This window comes from Pseudoxanthomonas spadix BD-a59 (assembly GCF_000233915.3).
Lineage (GTDB): Bacteria > Pseudomonadota > Gammaproteobacteria > Xanthomonadales > Xanthomonadaceae > Pseudoxanthomonas_A > Pseudoxanthomonas_A spadix.
Window position 1 is genome coordinate 645,510 of record NC_016147.2, and the last position, 17,405, is coordinate 662,914.

General features: G+C 63.8%; 13 protein-coding genes and 1 pseudogene. 9 read left to right on the forward strand and 5 right to left on the reverse strand.

Annotated features, from left to right (window positions below):
* Positions 1-15: 15 nt before the first annotated feature.
* From DSC_RS02830 to DSC_RS15940, 3 genes and pseudogenes are all read left to right on the forward strand, one after another.
* Positions 16-3,252, forward strand: a complete 3,237-nt coding sequence (locus DSC_RS02830) for an efflux RND transporter permease subunit (protein WP_014159611.1) — start codon at positions 16-18, stop codon at positions 3,250-3,252.
* Between the two features lie 78 nt (positions 3,253-3,330).
* Positions 3,331-5,790 (forward strand): heavy metal translocating P-type ATPase, encoded by a 2,460-nt coding sequence (locus DSC_RS02835; RefSeq protein WP_043290358.1) that lies wholly within the window; start codon positions 3,331-3,333, stop codon positions 5,788-5,790.
* Position 5,791: 1 nt separating this feature from the next.
* Positions 5,792-6,263: pseudogene (locus DSC_RS15940) on the forward strand (response regulator transcription factor); the annotation flags it as partial.
* 108 nt (positions 6,264-6,371) lie between these two features.
* Here DSC_RS15940 and DSC_RS02845 read toward each other — a convergent pair.
* Both DSC_RS02845 and DSC_RS02850 read right to left on the reverse strand, forming a co-directional pair.
* Positions 6,372-7,643 (reverse strand): site-specific integrase, encoded by a 1,272-nt coding sequence (locus DSC_RS02845; RefSeq protein WP_014159615.1) that lies wholly within the window; start codon positions 7,641-7,643, stop codon positions 6,372-6,374.
* On the reverse strand, positions 7,640-8,053 hold the full coding sequence (locus DSC_RS02850; protein WP_014159616.1) for a MerR family transcriptional regulator: 414 nt from the start codon (positions 8,051-8,053) through the stop codon (positions 7,640-7,642). The genes DSC_RS02845 and DSC_RS02850 overlap by 4 nt, the downstream gene beginning before the upstream one ends.
* Before the next feature lie 105 nt (positions 8,054-8,158).
* Here DSC_RS02850 and DSC_RS02855 point away from each other — a divergent pair, with 105 nt between their 5' ends.
* From DSC_RS02855 to DSC_RS02880, 6 genes are all read left to right on the forward strand, one after another.
* Positions 8,159-8,776, forward strand: a complete 618-nt coding sequence (locus DSC_RS02855) for a cation efflux transmembrane domain-containing protein (RefSeq protein ID WP_014159617.1) — start codon at positions 8,159-8,161, stop codon at positions 8,774-8,776.
* Positions 8,773-9,129: a hypothetical protein gene (locus tag DSC_RS02860; RefSeq protein WP_014159618.1), complete on the forward strand. Its 357-nt coding sequence runs from the start codon at positions 8,773-8,775 to the stop codon at positions 9,127-9,129. The genes DSC_RS02855 and DSC_RS02860 overlap by 4 nt, the downstream gene beginning before the upstream one ends.
* Positions 9,130-9,215: 86 nt before the next feature.
* A complete protein-coding gene (locus tag DSC_RS02865) occupies positions 9,216-10,493 on the forward strand; it encodes a TolC family protein (protein ID WP_043290359.1) in 1,278 nt (425 codons plus the stop codon).
* Positions 10,490-11,437, forward strand: a complete 948-nt coding sequence (locus DSC_RS02870) for an efflux RND transporter periplasmic adaptor subunit (RefSeq protein WP_014159620.1) — start codon at positions 10,490-10,492, stop codon at positions 11,435-11,437. The genes DSC_RS02865 and DSC_RS02870 overlap by 4 nt, the downstream gene beginning before the upstream one ends.
* Before the next feature lie 8 nt (positions 11,438-11,445).
* Complete coding sequence (locus tag DSC_RS02875; RefSeq protein WP_014159621.1) at positions 11,446-14,643, forward strand: efflux RND transporter permease subunit; 3,198 nt, start codon at positions 11,446-11,448, stop codon at positions 14,641-14,643.
* Positions 14,640-14,918, forward strand: coding sequence for a hypothetical protein (locus DSC_RS02880; RefSeq protein ID WP_014159622.1), 279 nt, complete (start codon positions 14,640-14,642; stop codon positions 14,916-14,918). Before DSC_RS02875 ends, DSC_RS02880 begins: the two co-directional genes overlap by 4 nt.
* A gap of 28 nt (positions 14,919-14,946) precedes the next feature.
* Here DSC_RS02880 and DSC_RS02885 read toward each other — a convergent pair whose 3' ends face one another.
* The 3 genes from DSC_RS02885 to arsC are packed head-to-tail and all read right to left on the reverse strand — an operon-like array spanning position 14,947 to position 17,405.
* A complete protein-coding gene (locus DSC_RS02885; RefSeq protein WP_014159623.1) occupies positions 14,947-16,251 on the reverse strand; it encodes an arsenic transporter in 1,305 nt (434 codons plus the stop codon).
* A gap of 18 nt (positions 16,252-16,269) precedes the next feature.
* Positions 16,270-16,995: an arsenical resistance protein ArsH gene (gene arsH, locus DSC_RS02890; RefSeq protein WP_014159624.1), complete on the reverse strand. Its 726-nt coding sequence runs from the start codon at positions 16,993-16,995 to the stop codon at positions 16,270-16,272.
* The gene (gene arsC, locus DSC_RS02895; RefSeq protein WP_083833443.1) at positions 16,992-17,405 is read right to left on the reverse strand and encodes an arsenate reductase (glutaredoxin); all 414 of its coding nucleotides are present in this window, start codon (positions 17,403-17,405) and stop codon (positions 16,992-16,994) included. Before arsC ends, arsH begins: the two co-directional genes overlap by 4 nt.

Genomic DNA, 17,405 nt, shown 5'->3' on the forward strand with positions numbered 1-17,405 from the left:
GGGAACTCATACACCATGTTCAAGTTCATCATTGAAGCAGCGGTCAAGTTCCGCTGGCTCGTGGTGTTTCTGGCTGCATTGATCGCCTGCTTTGGCTTGTTCCAACTGAGCAAGCTGCCAGTCGATGCTGTACCAGATATCACCAACCGCCAGGTTCAGATCAATACAATTGCACCTGCCCTCACACCGGAGCAGATTGAACGCCAGGTTACCTATCCTCTGGAGACGGCCTTGGCCGGCATCCCGGGTCTGAACACCACTCGCTCCCTATCACGCAATGGCTTCTCTCAGGTCACCGCGATCTTCACTGATCAGACCGACATCTATTTCGCCCGCCAGCAGGTGGCAGAGCGGATGCGGGAGGCTGCCGGAGATCTGCCCGAGGGCGTGTCCCCCATGCTCTCCCCGGTTACAACCGGGCTGGGCGAGGTTCTCATGTGGACGGTGGACTTCAAGCCATTCGACCCCAAGAAGCTGGCCAAGCCCGGCCAGGCTGGCTGGCAAGAGGGTGAGGTCTACCTGACACCAGAGGGCGATCGTCTTGGAACCGCCCAGGAGCGCGCAACGTACCTGCGTACTGTCCAGGACTGGATCATCGCACCACAGATGCGCTCCAGCCCCGGCCTGGCCGGTGTTGATACGGTGGGTGGGTACGTCAAGGAATACGGCATCTACCCCGACAGCGCTCGACTGGCGGCATACAACTTGGGTCTGGCCGATCTGGTCCAAGCACTGGAACGCTCCAACGTCCAGGCTGGCGCCGGATTCGTCCAGCGTGCGGGCGAAGGCCTGGTCGTTCGGGCCGACGGCCTTGCCCTTACGACCGACGACTTGGCTCAGTCGCCCGTTGCCACCAAGGACGGCGTGGTCATCCGGGTGGCCGATGTTGCCGAGGTCGGGATGGGGCGCGCCCCAAGGCTTGGTGCAGCAAGCCGAAATGGTCATGAGGCAGTACTGGGCACGGCGCTGATGATCGCCGGCGGCAACAGCCGCACCGTCGCTCAAGCTGCTGCTGAGCGTCTGGCACAGGTCAATGAATCTCTGCCCGCCGATATCTTCGCAGAGCCAGTGCTGGACCGTAGTGTGCTGGTTAACTCCACCGTCAAGACTGTCGCCAAGAACTTGACCGAAGGCGCCCTGCTGGTCGTAGTTGTGCTGTTCCTGCTGCTGGGCAACCTGCGGGCGGCAGCCATCACCGCATTGGTCATTCCGCTGTCGTTCCTCTTCGCTGTTATCGGCATGAACAAGTTCGGCATCAGCGGCAACCTCATGAGTTTGGGTGCGCTGGACTTCGGCATCCTTGTGGATGGCGCGGTAATTGTGATCGAGTCCACCCTGCTGATGCTTGGCAAGCGGCGTGCGGAACTCGGCCGACCCCTCAATGCCATGGAGCGACTGCGTGTGGCCGCCGACTCGGCGAGGAAAATGGCGCGCCCTGCAGCCTTCGGCCAGGTGATCATCCTGTTGGTGTTCGCACCGATCCTTACGCTGGAAGGTGTGGAGGGCAAGACGTTCCAACCGATGGCCGCCACCTTCATGCTCGCCCTCGTTGGCGCGTTTATCTTCTCGTTCACCTTTGTACCGGCGATGGCTGCCCTGTTGGTCAGGGAGCCCAAGCTCCACGCGAACAAGGAGGGGCACGAGAGCGACCAAGACGAAGAACATGAGACTGCCATCATCCGCGTCCTGCGCGGCCGTATTAAACCGGCGATCCAAGCGGCGATTCGTAGGCCCAAGGCAGTGTTCGCTGGCGCCCTCGTGATGCTCGCAATGGGCGTGGTCGGCTTTACGATGCTGGGTCGAGAGTTCATGCCAACGCTTGATGAGGGAAACCTCGCTATGCAGGCGTTGCGTGTGCCATCTACGTCGCTTGAGCAATCGTTGGCTATGCAGTTGGCGCTGGAGAAGGCCATTGCTGCTGAACCAGAGGTTGTGACGGTCTTCTCGAGGACCGGTACTGCCGAAGCAGCTATCGACCCCATGCCGACCAACATCTCCGACAGTGTGATCGTACTTAAGCCGAGAAAGGAGTGGCCAGACTCTTCCCTGAGCAAGGAGGATCTGATTGCAAGGTTTGAGAAGATCGCCGCCTCGCAGATAGGCAACAGCTTTGAATTCAGCCAGCCCATCGAGCTGCGCTTCAATGAGCTGATCTCAGGTGTACGTACGGACCTAGCCGTCATGATTTACGGCGATAACTTCGAGCAACTGCAAGCTGTTGCTGACCAGGTCGCGCTGAAGCTGAGAAATACTCAGGGCGCAGCGGATGTCCGTGTTGAACAGATTTCCGGCCTGCCCACGCTCAATGTGGCAATCGATCATCTTGCAGCTGCGCAGTATGGCCTCACGGCGGCGGACGTGAGCGACGCACTTTCAACCGGTATTGGCGGCGCTGCGGCAGGCAAGATCTTCGAGGGCGACCGCCGGTTCGATGTTGTGGTGCGCCTCGGCGACGATGCACGCAATGACCCCGATCAGCTCGCATCGCTGCCGATTGCAACCCCAACTGGGGGCATCGTGCCGCTCTCCTCTGTCGCACGCATTGAGATCAGCGAGGGGCCGAACCAGATCAGTCGAAACAACGGGAGCCGTCGTGTCGTGGTGCAGGCTAATGTTCGCGGTCGTGACTTGGGCGGGTTTGTCGGAGAGGCCCAAGCTGCGGTGAAGGACGTGAAGCTTCCACCAGGCGCCCACATGACGTGGGGCGGTCAGTTCGAGAACTTGCAGCGGGCGGAAAGGCGACTCATGACAGTTGTGCCGATTGTCTTCCTGCTGATCGGAAGTCTTCTGTTCATGGCATTGGGCAGTGCGAAGGAGGCGGGTCTGGTGTTCACCTGCGTCCCGCTTGCCCTGGTTGGCGGAATTCTCGCATTGCTGGTGCGTGGTATGCCGTTCTCGGTATCTGCCGCTGTCGGATTCATCGCGGTATCGGGTGTTGCGACGCTGAACGGATTGGTGCTCATGCAAGCCATCAGAGAGAGGCTTGATGCTGGTGACAGTCCATTGATCGCTGCAATGAACGGTGCCGGCAGCCGAATTCGAGCTGTGGTGACCACCGCGCTGGTGGCGATCGTCGGCTTCATTCCGATGGCTATTGCGAGTGGATCTGGTGCTGAGGTGCAGAAGCCTCTCGCCACGGTGGTCATTGGCGGCCTGTTGACCGCAACAGTACTGACACTTCTTGTGCTGCCGACATTTGCGGGGCGCCTGGCCAAGCCAGATCCCAAAGGGCAACCGGGAAATGTTCCCTGATTGATGGAGTGTTTGTGTCCGGCAGCGTATCTGCCTGCCGGACTTCCCGATCCATTCTTATGACGTTGGAGGGAACACATGAACCTGACCACAGAAGTCGAATTGCCGGTCGTACTCCCAGGCGTTTCTCGCGACGATAACTGCGTCCAAAGGCTGGTGGACGGGCTTCAGGAAATGGACGGAATATCACGCGTGCACGTGCGCGGTGGTAGCGATGGGGCTTGCGGAACACTTTGCATTCATTACGCGCCCGAGCTCATCTCGCTTCAACGAGTGCGAGAGGTGGCGTCGTCCATGGGTGTCAAGCTGGGTGAGCGGTATGGTCACCTCTCCTTGGAACTGGGTTCAGCAGTTCACGCCCGGAAAGCACGAACAATTGCAGGCCAACTACAGGCTTTGCCGGGGGTCATTGAAGCCACCACCAGCCCGACTGGCGGCGTGAGCCTCGAATACGATCAAACCAAGACAAGCGAGACGGAGCTGAGAGCAGAGCTCCACGCGCTGGGTGTAGGGCAAGGCGCATCCGGTCCGAAGGAAGACTTGAAAGATCAGCACGAAGGTCACGAACACAAGGACGGACAAGACCATGGTCATTCCCACGGAGGCGTATTGGGTGGCAATAGCGAGCTGATCTTCTCACTTGCCTGTGGCCTGCTCCTGATCTTGGGATTTGCGATTGAAAAGCTCGGCTTGCTCCAAACGCCATGGATTCCTACCGCATTTTACGTAGCTGCCTACCTCTTTGGCGGCTGGTTCACGCTTGGCGAAGCGATTGAGAACGTCAAGCTGAAGCGTTTTGAAATCGATACTCTGATGCTGGTTGCAGCGGTAGGTGCGGCAGCGCTGGGCGCATGGGCCGAAGGCGCCTTGCTTCTGTTCCTCTTCAGTCTAGGTCATGCCCTTGAACACTACGCGATGGGCCGGGCTAAGCGCGCGATTGAAGCTCTTGCAAAGCTTGCCCCAGAAACCGCCAGGGTGCTGAGGGATGGGCAGGTCGTGGAAGTCAAGGTTGAATCGTTGATACCTGGAGATGTGGTGGTTGTTCGTCCCAATGATCGGATGCCGGCAGACGGATTCGTCGTCAAAGGCACTAGCAGCGTTGACCAAGCCCCTGTCACCGGGGAAAGCATTCCGGTAGATAAGTTGCAAGTCACTGACCCTGCTCAGGCACGGGGTCGGCCTGATTCGGTGGGAATGGAGTCCCGCGTCTTCGCCGGCACTATCAATGGCTCCGGCGTCCTAGAGGTCGAAGTCACGCGTCGATCAGGCGAATCGGCACTGGCCCGCGTAGTCAAGATGGTGAGCGAAGCCGAAACCAGGAAATCGCCAACGCAGCGCTTCACAGACAAGTTTGAGAGGGTATTCGTTCCCGCTGTTCTGATCTTGGCCGTGCTGTTACTTTTCTCATGGATCGTGATCGATGAGCCATTCCGCGACAGCTTCTATCGAGCGATGGCGGTACTTGTAGCGGCAAGCCCTTGCGCACTGGCAATCGCGACTCCAAGCGCGGTTCTAGCGGGAATTGCGCGAGCTGCGCGAGGTGGCGTACTCATCAAGGGTGGCGCACCACTGGAGGAGCTGGGCATGGTCCGCGCCATCGCGTTCGACAAGACTGGAACGCTCACTGAAGGCAAGCCGCGAATTACCGACATCAAAGTGATGCAGGGAACGACAGAGCAGGAACTGCTTCACGTTGCCGTCGCCGTCGAGGCTTTAAGTGACCACCCTTTGGCCGCAGCTATCGTTCGAGATGGTAATACTCGCCTGGGCGATGGACCGGTCATGGTAGCGACAGACCTCGCTAACTTCGCTGGAAGAGGCGTTCAGGCGAAGGTGAACGGCATTGACGTGTGGATAGGAAAGGCAGAAATGTTCGGTAACGACGGCATTGGCGCTCTATCCGCGGGTGCGGAGTCTGCCATTGAGGAGCTCCGTAACGCCGGCAGAACCACGATGGCCGTTCGCCTAGGTGATCGCGACCTAGGTGTCATCGGCCTTATGGATACGCCCCGGCCAGAGGCGCGTGAAGCCCTGGACAAGCTAAGGCGCTTGGGCATCCAACGAATGATCATGATCTCTGGCGACCACCAGACTGTAGCTCAAGCCGTGGCAACGGACGTGGGTCTAAACGAGGCATGGGGAAATCTCATGCCTGACGACAAGGTGAAGGCAATACGTCAGTTGAAGGAGACGGAGCGAGTGGCAATGGTCGGCGACGGTGTGAATGACGCACCCGCAATGGCTAGTGCCAGCGTCGGAATTGCAATGGGTGCCGCCTCTTCGGACGTAGCGCTGGAGACTGCCGACGTCGCGCTTATGTCTGAGGATTTGAGACAGGTTGCATTCTCTGTAGCGCTTAGTCGACGCACGAAACGGGTGATCCGTCAGAACGTGTATGTGAGCCTGGGCGTCGTAGCGTTGTTGGTTCCTGCGACCATTCTAGGTCTTGGCATTGGACCGGCTGTGGCAGTGCATGAAGGTTCAACCTTGTTGGTTGTATTCAATGCGCTGAGGCTCCTTGGCTACCGTCAGTCGTGACATGCGAATTCTAGTGATTGAGCGCGATCGAGAAGTCGCTTTGAAGATTCTGGCCTACTTCGAGGCCCGAGGGCATCAGCTTGATACCATCGGGGACGGCATCGCCGGCCTTCACTTTGCGGCGTCCAATGGTTACGACGCAGTCGTTCTTGATTGGATGCTTCCTCGCATGGAAGGCCCGGAGGTTCTGAGAAGGCTGCGGTTGAATCACGGTGTTTCAGTTCCCGTTGTGATGTTGGCTGCAAAGGCGGCTGCTGATCGGAGAGCTCACGTTGGACCTGAGTACGTTGGAGGCCACACGGGCTGGAAAACGACTGCATCTGTCCCCAGCTTGCAGGAAGCTCCTTGAAGCGCTGATGCGGGCAAGTCCTGCCGCTGTGACCAGGCGGCAGCTTGAGCACACTCTCTGGGGTGACGACCTGCCCGACGGGGATCTTCTGCGATCACAGATGTCCAGCCTGCGGCGAAGCATTGGGTTCTACCCCGACCTCCTCCAGTTCCTTGGCGGTGGGATCAGGCTTCAGTCGCGGGTAAGCGGTCTCGTGAAGGGTAGCCATTGGATCCGGAGGTTGTGAGGGGAATCAGTCCCAGTGCCGGCCGTCGTCTGTACTGAGAGACGCTTCCAGGAAACACTGGTGCGTATCGGCCATGCGGTGCATGTCATCGAGCAACGTGGCCAGGATTTCATCCAGATCCCGGTCGGGATCGGTGGGAACAGTCAACCGGTACTCGCTGCTGGCGGTGTTCAGGCGCATAGCCTTGAACGGGGCCAAGCAGATCTCTTCGATCCGACCCCGGGCTCTGGCCGCGCCGCGGCCGGCGCGGGCAAACGGGGTCAGCACCAGGCGTAGGCGCAGCTGCAGGGCAGATTTGCCCTCGGGCGCCGGCAGCACCATCGTCGGAGCTGGCGCGGCTGGGCTGGGCAGGCTCGCTTCAATGCGATCCCGGGCGAACGGGTCACGCCCGTCCAGGTAACGCATGGCCGAGTGCACATCGCGCCAGCCCACGTACTCCATCAGCGCCTTCATATCCCAGCCTTGGTCGTTGGCCCAGCTGGCAAACCCGCGGCGCAGCGAGTGGCTGCTGTGGAGCCCAGCATCGGCAAACCCGGCACTGGCCAGCAACTCGCGCAGCAAGAGCACCAAACTGTTGGGATGGAGGCCTTCGGCGCTTATCTGGCCCCACTGGTTGACCGCTCGAAACACCGGCCCTTCTTGCACGCCAGCCGCCTGCAGCCACGTCTGGGTCGCCTCCACCGGACACAGCCGCGACAACGCTGGCACTTTGTAGGTGACGCCGGCGGCCTGCCGATCACCCTTGCTGCGCGGCAGGAAGCAGGTCATCCCCTGTCCCGGCACCAGCGTGAGATGGGCCACTTCCAGCCGCAGCAGTTCATCGCCGCGAAAGCCACGCCAGAATCCGAGCAGCACCAGCGCTCGGTCCCGTTGGTGGCGAAGCGCTGCCGCTCCATCGCCCCGGGCATGCGCCGCAGCGATCGCTGCAGCCAACCAGTCATCGAGCTCGACCAGCCGCCGAATCTGGAGCGGCGCGGCTTGCTTGACCTGGCCCGGGTGCAGGGTCTGGATGCCTTTGAGCACCTTGCGCACCAGCGGCGACCGGGTCGGGTCGACAAAGCCGTGGTCGCGGTGCCAAGAGGCAATGGCGGCCAGCCGGTGGCGAAGGGTGCTGGTGGCCAGGGTCTGCGCATACGCGGCCAGGTAGCGGGCCACGCTGTCCGGTGTCGCTGGGAGGTGTCCTTGCCACTCGACTTCAAAGTGCCGCAGCGCCGACGCATAGCTGCGCACCGTGTTCTGGCGCGTGGCCGCATCGAGGTGGCGGTCCAGTTCGGTCACTGGCGCGTGGCCTCCACCGAGGCCGGCTGCCGCAGCGTTGACAGGATGGTGCATTCAGCCCGCTGCCCGCCGTGGCAACTGGCAATCACCCGTTCCAGCTCGCTTGCCATGCGCTGCAGGTCGGCCATGCGCGCCCGCACGTCGGTCAGATGGCTGCGGGCCAGCCGATCCACGTCCCCGCATGAAAGCTCTTCATCGCCCGCCAACTGCAGCAGGCTGCGGACCTCCTCCAGGCTGAAGCCCAGGTCCCGGCCGCGCGCAATGAAGCGCAGTCGCTCGATGTCGGCCGGGCCATAGACCCGGTAGCCATTGCCCGAGCGCCCCGGGCGCGGCAGCAGGCCGATCCGCTCGTAATAGCGGATGGTCTCCAGATGGCACCCACTGGCGTCGGCAGCCTCACTGATTTTCATTCGTAGTACGCTTGACTCCGTAGTAGCTACGGACTTTACCCTCACCAGCTGTGCCATGCCAGCGGTCCGCCTGGGCCTGGCTTCCCTGCGACTGGAGATGTTCCGATGAGTGATTGCGGCTGCCACCACGAGGCCAAGAACGCGCAGGAGCGGCGCGTGCTCTGGATCGCCCTTGCCCTGAATGCGGCGATGGCCGTGATCGGCGGCATCGCCGGCTGGGTCGCCCATTCCACAGGCCTATTGGCCGACGCGCTGGACATGCTGTCTGACGCCACCGCCTACGCCATTGGCCTGGTCGCCATCGGGCGCACGGCCCGCTTCAAGGCGAACGCAGCCTGGGTCAGCGGCAGTGTATTGCTGGTGCTGGGCGTGGGTGTGCTGGTGGAGGTCGGCCGTCGCGTGATGTACGGCGCCGAGCCGGTCAGTGGCTGGATGATCGGCACGGCGCTGCTGTCGCTGGTGGTCAATATGACCGTGCTGCGCATGCTGGCGCCGCTGAAGTCCGGCGAGGTGCACCTGCGGGCGACCTGGTTGTTCACCCGCGCCGATGTGGTGGCCAACGTCGGGGTGATCCTGGCCGGCCTGTTGGTGTGGTGGCTGGCCAGCCCGTACCCGGATTTCGTGATCGGCGCCCTGATCGGCCTGTATGTGATCAAGGAGGCCTTCGAGATTCTTGGTGATGCTCGCCGGGCACGTGCCGACGCGCGCAAGACCCCTGCATGACCGCCCGTGGCCGGCTGCGGACGGGCCTACGCTGGCTGCTGCTGGCGCAGCTGGCGGTGGGTTTGCTGGTCCAGCCGGTCTTGGGTCTGGCGAGCGAACTGCACGTTCACATCCATCCGACCATTGCCGCCCATGCGCCGGCAGTGGCCGCACCGGCACCTGAGGGTGGCATCGGCGCCGCCTTGCACCGCCTTCAGCAGCTGGCGCTGTGCTGCAGCCAGGCCGCACAGCCCCCTGAGATCCTGCTGACCGTTGCGGACATCGGCCGGCATTTGCCGGTGATGCAAGTCAACACGCGCCCGTATCCGCACGAGCAGCCGGTCGCGCCGTTCCGGCCTCCGATCGCAGGGTGATCTCCGCCGGCAGCGCCGGCCTAGCGACCTGCTGCTGTGCGCGGTGGTGATCGTTTGTTGATGTCGAAACCCTTCGGAGTACTTCCATGCATGTGCGATTGGCGGCCTTGGCCGCATGGCTGCTGCTGACTGCGGCGACAACGCCGGCGGCAGCGGCCGAACTGATGACCTTGGACGACGCGTTCGCGCGCGTGGCCCAAACCCACCCCGAGCTGCGCTTGGTCGATGCGCGGGCCACCGTGCTCGCTGCCGAGCGCGACCAGGCGGTGCAGCGCCCACCGTGGACGCTCGGTGCCGAGGTCGAAAATGCGTTGGGCACTGGCGCGGCCCGCGGTCTGGACAGCGCCGAGTTGACCTTGAGCCTGAGCTCGGTGCTGGAGCGCGGCGGCAAGCTCGACGCCCGGCGCACCTTGGCCCAAAGCCGGATTGATGCACTGGCCGTGCAGCGCGAGACCGGGCGGCTGGACTTGCTCGCCGAGACGGCGCAGCGCTATCTGGCCGTTGTCGGTGCCGACCGGCAACACAGCCTGGCGGACATGGATGTTGGCCAGCGCCAGCGAACCGTGGCCGCTGCCCGGCAACGCCTGCAGGCCGGCGCTTCACCCGAATCGGTGCTGCTCACCGCGCAGGCAGCGCTGGCGCGGGCCGAGCTGACGCGTGATCGGGCCGAGCAACAGCGATTGGCCGCCCGTCAGCATCTGGCCGCGCTGTGGGGCGAACGTACTCCCACCTTCGAGGTGGCTCCGGCCGATCCGATGGCCCTGCCGGCGATCGCCTCCATGCAGACGCTGGCCGATGAGCTGGAGCGGACTCCGGAACTGGCGCAGTTTGCCGACGCCCGACGGATCGCGCAGGCACGACTGCAGCTGGCACGTTCAGCGGCCTCACCGGACCTGTCCTGGCAGCTCGGCGTGCGCCGCCTGCAGGAGACCGACGACACTGCACTGGTCGCTAGCATGTCCATACCGCTGGGCAGCCGCAGCCGCGCACAGCCAGAGATCCGCGCCGGCGAAGCCGAACTGGAGGTCCTGACGATCGAGCGCGAGGCCAAGGGCTTGTCGCTGTATTCCACGCTGGTCGAGGCCCATGGCCGCTACACCGTCGCACAAGCCGAGGTGGCGCGCCTGCACAGCGACGTGTTGCCGAAGCTGGCCCGAGCCGAGCGGGCCGCTGAGCGTGCCTATCGCGCCGGAGCGATCAGTTACCTGGAATGGGCCCAGTTGCAGTCCGAACGCACGGCCATGGCCCAGCAGCAGCTGGACGTGGCCTTGGATGCGCAACGCGCCCTGATCGAAATTCAACGACTGACCGGCCAGGCGCTTGTAACGCCGCCGGCGGCCGCTTCCATTGGAGAAACCCCATGAATCGCTTTTCCTGGACCGCACTGGGCATGGCTCTGTTGCTGACGGCCTGCAATGCTTCCGCTCCCAACGAAGCCTCTGAGGGCGCCGCCGCCGCTGAGGGCGAAGAGCACGGCGAGCACGAGGAAGCGCCGCTGGAAACCAAGATTGCCGCCAAGGCTGCGCAGGCGGCGGGTATCCAGGTCGCGCCGGCAGGGCCCGGTGAGATTGCTGACGAGCATGAGGTGCAAGGGCTGCTCACCCCCATCGATGGGCGCATCGCGCAGGTCACTGCACGCTTCCCCGGACCGGTCCGCTCCGTGCGAGCGGGCGTGGGCGATCAGGTACGGGCCGGCCAGGCACTGGCCACAGTAGAGAGCAATCTGAGCCTGACCACCTATACCGTCACCGCGCCGATCAGTGGCGTGGTCATGGCGCGTACGGCCGCTGTGGGCATGGCGGCTGCTGAGGGCGCGCCACTGTTCGAGGTCGCCGACCTGTCCACCCTGTGGGTGGACCTGCACATCTTTGGGGCCGACGTCCAGCACATCGGTGCCGGCGTGCCGGTGACGGTCACCCGCTTGAGCGATGGCGTCACCGCGCAGACCACCTTGGAGCGCGTCCTGCCCGGCACCGCCACGGCCAGCCAAAGCACCATTGCGCGCGCCACCGTGGCCAACACCGATGGCCTGTGGCGGCCGGGTTCGGCGGTCAAGGCGCGGGTCACCGTGGATCGCCAGTCGGCGGCACTGGTGGTGCCAATCACCGCGCTGCAGACCGCAGAAGACCAGGACGTGGTCTACGTGCAGCAGGGAGAGACCTACCACACCCGGCCGGTCAAGCTGGGGCGCCGCGACGCTGAGCGCGCCGAAGTGCTGGAAGGGCTCAAGGCCGGTGAACAGGTGGTGGTGGCTCAGAGCTTCCTGATCAAGGCCGACATCGAAAAGTCCACCGTGGAAGAGGAATGAGGCCCGCCATGCTCGAACGCCTCATTGGGCTGTCCATCCGCCACCGCTGGCTGACGCTGGTACTCACCGCTGCGCTGGTTGCGCTGGGCGTGTGGAGCTACCGTCACCTCTCCATCGACGCCACACCGGACATCACCAACGTCCAGGTCCAGATCAACACCCAGGCCCCGGGCTACTCGCCGCTGGAGGCCGAGCAACGGGTCACCTTTGCTATCGAAACGGCCATGGCCGGCCTGCCCAAGCTGGACTACAGCCGCTCGCTGTCGCGTTATGGGCTTTCGCAGGTCACCGTCGCCTTCAAGGACGGCACCGACCTGTACTTTGCCCGCCAGCAGGTCGCCGAACGGCTGCAGCAGATCGCCTCCCAGCTGCCCGAAGGATTGGATCCGGAGATGGGCCCCATCTCCACCGGGCTGGGCGAGATCTTCATGTACACCGTGGAGGCCGAGCCCGACGCTCGCAAGCCCGACGGCACACCCTACACGGCCACGGACCTGCGCACCCTGCAGGACTGGGTGATCCGCCCGCAGCTGCGCACCACGCCCGGCGTCACCGAGGTCAACACCATCGGCGGCTTCGAGCGGCAGATCCACATCACTCCAGATCCGGCCCAGCTGGTGGCGCTGGGCTTCACGTTGAACGACGTGGTCGCGGCGGTCATGCGCAACAACCAGAACATTGGCGCCGGCTACATCGAGCGCAATGGGCAGCAATTCCTGGTGCGCGTGCCCGGCCAGCTGGCCAATCTGGAGGCGATCGGCAACATCGTGCTGGACCGGCGCGATGGCGTGCCCATTCGGGTGCGCGATGTCGCCAGCGTCGGCGAAGGCAAGGAGCTGCGCACGGGCGCGGCCACCCAGAACGGCCATGAGGTCGTGGTCGGTACCGCTTTCATGCTGTTCGGCGCCAACAGCCGGGAGGTCTCCCAAGCGGCTGCGGCCAAGCTGGACGCCGCCAACGCCAGCTTGCCCCCGGGCGTGCATGCCAAGGCCGTGTATGACCGCACCGCGCTGGTGGACCGCACCATCAATACCGTGTCCAAGAACCTGATCGAGGGCGCGCTGCTGGTCGTGGTGGTACTTTTCCTGCTGCTGGGCAATGTGCGCGCTTCGCTGATCACCGCCGCAGTGATTCCGCTGGCGATGCTGTTCACCATCATCGGCATGGTCCGTGGCGGCGTGTCGGGCAACCTGATGAGTCTGGGCGCGCTGGACTTCGGCCTGATCGTGGACGGGGCGGTGATCATCATCGAGAACTGTCTGCGCCGCTTCGGAGAGGCGCAGCACGCGTTGGGCCGCCAGCTCAACGATGAAGAGCGCTATGACCTGACTGCCTCGGCCACCGCTGAGGTGATCCGTCCCAGCCTGTTCGGTCTGGGCATCATCGCGGCGGTCTACCTGCCGATCTTTGCGCTGTCGGGCGTGGAAGGGAAAATGTTCCACCCGATGGCCATCACCGTGGTGCTGGCCCTGACCGGTGCCATGGTGCTGTCGCTGACCTTCGTGCCGGCGGCGATCGCTGCCTTCCTGCGCGGCCGCGTGGCCGAGCACGACAACCGCCTGATGCGCTGGTCACGCGCTCGCTACACGCCGCTGCTGGATTGGGCGCTGCGCCGGCGGGTCGTGGTGCTGACAGGCGCGGCCGTGCTGGTGGTGGGGTGTGGCGTGCTGGCTACCCGCCTGGGCTCGGAGTTCGTACCGAGCCTGGATGAAGGCGACATCACTTTGCAGCCCATGCGTATCCCCGGCACCAGCCTGGAGCAGTCGGTGGCCATGCAGGAAACGCTGGAGAAGCGCCTGGCCCAGTTCCCGGAGGTGGCCAACATCTTCTCCAAGATCGGCACCGCCGAGGTGGCCACCGACCCGATGCCGCCGTCGATGGCCGACACCTTCCTGATGCTCAAGCCCCGCGACCAGTGGCCCGACCCGCGCAAGCCCAAGGCCGAGCTGGTGGAAGAGCTGGAGGCGGCAGCCAAGGAAATCCCCGGCAGCAACTACGAGTTCACCCAGCCCATCCAGATGCGCACCAACGAGTTGATCTCCGGCGTCCGTTCGGACGTGGCAGTCAAGGTCTACGGCGACAACCTGGACCAACTGACGCGCCTGGCCAGCCGGGTCGAGCGGGTCATGCGCAGCGTCCCCGGCGCCGAGGATGTCAAGGCCGAGCAGGTCACCGGCCTGCCGCTGCTGACCATCACGCCAGATCCGGCGGCATTGGCACGGTATGGCCTGAACCCGGGCGACGTGCAAGAAACGGTGGCCACCGCCATTGGGGGCAGTGTCGCCGGCCAGTTGATCGAGGGCGACCGCCGCTTCGACCTGGTCGTGCGCCTGCCCGAATCGCAGCGCCAAGACCCGGCTGTGCTGGCAGATCTGCCCATTCCACTGCCGGAAAGCGCCAGCGTGGACGAGTCCAGCCGCCTGGCCACCGGCGCCAATGGTGGGCCTCGCACGGTGCCGCTGCGGGAAGTGGCGAAGATCCAGGTGGAGCGCGGGCCCAATCAGATCAATCGCGAGAACGGCAAGCGACGCGTGGTGATCACCGCCAACGTGCGCGAGCGCGATCTGGGCGGGTTCGTCGGCGAGTTGCGCACGCGCATCGGCCAAGATGTCACGCTTCCAGAGGGCTACTGGATCGATTACGGCGGCACCTTCGAGCAGCTGATCTCGGCCACCCAACGCCTGGGGGTGGTGGTTCCGGTGACACTGGCGTTGATCTTCGCCCTGCTGTTCATGGCCTTCGGCTCGGCCAAGGATGCGGCCATCGTGTTCAGTGGCGTACCACTGGCGCTGACCGGCGGTGTGCTGGCGCTGGCCCTACGCGGGATTCCGCTGTCGATCTCCGCCGGCGTGGGCTTCATCGCGCTGTCGGGCGTGGCTGTGCTCAACGGGCTGGTCATGATCGCCTTCATCCGCCGCCTGCGCGAACAGGGCGATCCGCTGGACGACGCTGTCCGTGACGGCGCCCTTGGCCGCCTGCGCCCGGTGTTGATGACCGCCCTGGTGGCCTCGCTGGGCTTCCTGCCCATGGCCTTGAATGTCGGCGCCGGCTCGGAGGTGCAGCGCCCGCTGGCCACTGTCGTCATCGGGGGGATTGTGTCATCCACCGCATTGACCTTGTTGGTGCTGCCGGTGCTCTATCGTTGGCTGCATCGCGACCGAGCTCCCCGCGCCGGTGGCAGTGCCTTGGAGTCTTCGACACCATGAACGAGATCAACTTGGAACAGGTGCGTGCGGCGATGTTTACCGACCCCGGCGTGAAAGCGGTGGATGACCTGCGCCTGGTCCCCACCAAAGAGCGCGGTCGTGCGATCGCGGCCACCATCACCGTGGCTGCGCCGTCGGTCGACCTGGACTTGGTGCACGCGGTGACCGCCCGCGTGCTCGCCGACCAATTCGGCATCGATCAGGTCATGCTGTGCTTCAACGACCCGGGACCGGTGCCGCCGCCCCCCACCGCGGCACCCTTGAAGAAGATGTGATCGCCTGCGGCCCTGTGCGCCGACAGGGTCATTGAGCGAGCGGCAGCCAAATCCAGAGGGCGACGAGCGTGGCCAACAGGACCGGGGGCGTGAGGATTAGCCCTACCTTCATGTACTGTCCCCACGTGATCCGTTGGCCCTTGCCGGCGAGGACGTGCAGCCACAGCAGGGTCGCGAGCGACCCAATCGGAGTGAGCTTGGGGCCAAGGTCGTTGCCCACGACGTTGGCATAGATCATCAATTCGCGGGTGGCGGCCGGAAGATTGGCCCCGTCGATGGCCAGTGCGCCCACCAGCGTCGCCGGCATGTTGTTCATGATCGAAGCGAGGCCCGCCACTGCGAAGCCGGTGCCGATCGTGGCCACAAAGGTTCCCTGCGCCGCCAGCCACTCAAGCACCGCACTTGCAGCCTTTGTCAGCCAGGCGTTGCCAAGCCCATAAACCACCAGATACATGCCAACCGAGAACAGCACGATCTGCCAGGGCGCGCCACGCAGAATCTTGGTCACGGCCATGGTGGCGCCTCGGCCGCCTGTCGCCCAGCGACCTGCAATTGCCATCAGCACCAGCGCAGCCACACCCGTCACCAAGGCGATCGGGACGCCCAGCGGCCCGGTCACGAAGTAGGCAAGGAGCAGTGATGCGAGCAGGGGCAAGGCGGCGCGGAAGACCGCCTTGTCGCGGATCGCCTCATGCGGCGCTTCAAGATCGTGGACCGGGTAGGTGCGGGGAATGTCGCGGCGGAACCAGAGCCACAGGACGATCAGCGTGGCGCCGACCGACACCAGATTCACCGGCACCATGACCGCTGCGTAGCGCCCGAACGAGACGTCAAAAAAGTTCGCGGTGACGATGTTGACCAAGTTCGAGACAACCAGCGGCAGGCTGGCCGTATCAGCGATGAAACCGCAGGCCACAGTAAACGCGAGCGCACTCGCGGGTGGAAAGTTCAAGCGCAACAGAATGGCAAGAACAATCGGCGTCAACAGGAGAGCCGCGCCATCGTTGGCGAACACTGCCGCGATCGCAGCGCCAAGCAAGACGATCAGCGGAAAGAGTTTCCGACCACTGCCGCCGCCCCAGCGCGCCACGTGCAGCGCCGCCCATGCGAAGAAGCCGGCCGCGTCTAGGATGAGCGAGATGATGATGAGTGCGACGAAAGTAAACGTCGCATCCCAGACAATCCCCCACACCGTGGCGACGTCACCCCACCCGACGACGCCGGTGGCCAACGCTACTGCGGCGCCGGCCAGTGCCGACCAACCGATACCGAACCCTCGCGGCTGCCAAATGACGAATACAAGAGTGACGATGAAAATCGCAAGGGCAAGCATGCACCGCTCCGACAAGGATTAGATGGAGCGCTGATTCACGCGCTTGGACAGTTCTTCGGCGCTCTCAACACGTTCGGAATAGCGATCGGTCAGGTACGCTGAGCGACCACGCACCAGCCAGGTGAACTTCACCAACTCCTCGCATACGTCAGCAACGCGCTGATAGTACGCAGACGGCTTCATGCGCCCAGCCTCATCAAATTCCTGGAAGGCCTTGGCCACCGAGGACTGGTTCGGGATGGTGACCATGCGCATCCAACGGCCGAGTACGCGCAGCTGGTTTACTGCGTTGAAGCTCTGCGAGCCGCCAGACACCTGCATCACCGCCAAGGTTTTGCCTTGTGTCGGGCGCTTGGCCCCGTCGGCCAGCGGAATCCAGTCGATCTGCGCCTTCATGATTCCGGTCATGGCGCCGTGGCGTTCCGGGCTGACCCAAACCATGCCTTCGGACCAGTACGCGAGCTCGCGCAGCTCACCCACCTTCGGATGATCCGGGGTGGCTCCGTCAGGCAGTGGCAAGTCATGCGGATCGAAGATTCGCACGTCGCAGCCGTACCAGCGCAAGAGTCGGCCGGCTTCCTCTGCCAGCAGCCGGGAATAAGAGCGTTCCCGCAGCGAGCCATAGAGGATGAGGATCCGGGGCGGGTGCCTGGGGTCGCCGGGCCCAGCTAGTGCATCAACGTCGATCGGTGCAAGTTGCGTTGCGTCGATGCTCGGCAGATCTGCGGCAATGCGATCGATCACGTAGACGCTCCGGCAACCGTCACGGTTTCGCCGTCTTCCTTGGTGAAGGAGGACACCGGCTTGTCCAGCAGCGCGAGCACCTTTTCGGACGGTCGGCACAGGGCCGCGCCCCGGCCGGAAACGACGATGGGACGGTTGATCAGGATCGGATGCGCCATCATCGCGTCCACCAGTTGCTCGTTGGTGAGCGCGGGATTGTCCAAGCCCAGCTCCGCGTAAGGTGTTCCCTTCTGGCGCAGGAGCTCACGAGGGGACATGCCCATCGCGGCGAGCAGCTCGACCAGCTTCTCGCGCGTGGGCGGCGCCTGCAGGTACTCGATGACCACCGGGTCTTCACCTGACTGGCGCATCATTTCCAGGGTATTCCGAGACGTGCCGCAGGCAGGGTTATGGTAGATCGTCAGCGTCAT

Bases quoted from the DNA above. Each gene is read 5' to 3' on its own strand.
- DSC_RS02885 (WP_014159623.1), bottom strand. From the start codon at position 16,251: ATGCTTGCCCTTGCGATTTTCATCGTCACTCTTGTATTCGTCATTTGG.
- DSC_RS02870 (WP_014159620.1), top strand. From the start codon at position 10,490: ATGAATCGCTTTTCCTGGACCGCACTGGGCATGGCTCTGTTGCTGACG.
- DSC_RS02860 (WP_014159618.1), top strand. From the start codon at position 8,773: ATGACCGCCCGTGGCCGGCTGCGGACGGGCCTACGCTGGCTGCTGCTG.
- DSC_RS02830 (WP_014159611.1), top strand. From the start codon at position 16: ATGTTCAAGTTCATCATTGAAGCAGCGGTCAAGTTCCGCTGGCTCGTG.
- DSC_RS02850 (WP_014159616.1), bottom strand. From the start codon at position 8,053: ATGAAAATCAGTGAGGCTGCCGACGCCAGTGGGTGCCATCTGGAGACC.
- DSC_RS02875 (WP_014159621.1), top strand. From the start codon at position 11,446: ATGCTCGAACGCCTCATTGGGCTGTCCATCCGCCACCGCTGGCTGACG.
- DSC_RS02855 (WP_014159617.1), top strand. From the start codon at position 8,159: ATGAGTGATTGCGGCTGCCACCACGAGGCCAAGAACGCGCAGGAGCGG.
- arsC (WP_083833443.1), bottom strand. From the start codon at position 17,405: ATGACGCTGACGATCTACCATAACCCTGCCTGCGGCACGTCTCGGAAT.
- DSC_RS02880 (WP_014159622.1), top strand. From the start codon at position 14,640: ATGAACGAGATCAACTTGGAACAGGTGCGTGCGGCGATGTTTACCGAC.
- DSC_RS02865 (WP_043290359.1), top strand. From the start codon at position 9,216: ATGCATGTGCGATTGGCGGCCTTGGCCGCATGGCTGCTGCTGACTGCG.
- DSC_RS02835 (WP_043290358.1), top strand. From the start codon at position 3,331: ATGAACCTGACCACAGAAGTCGAATTGCCGGTCGTACTCCCAGGCGTT.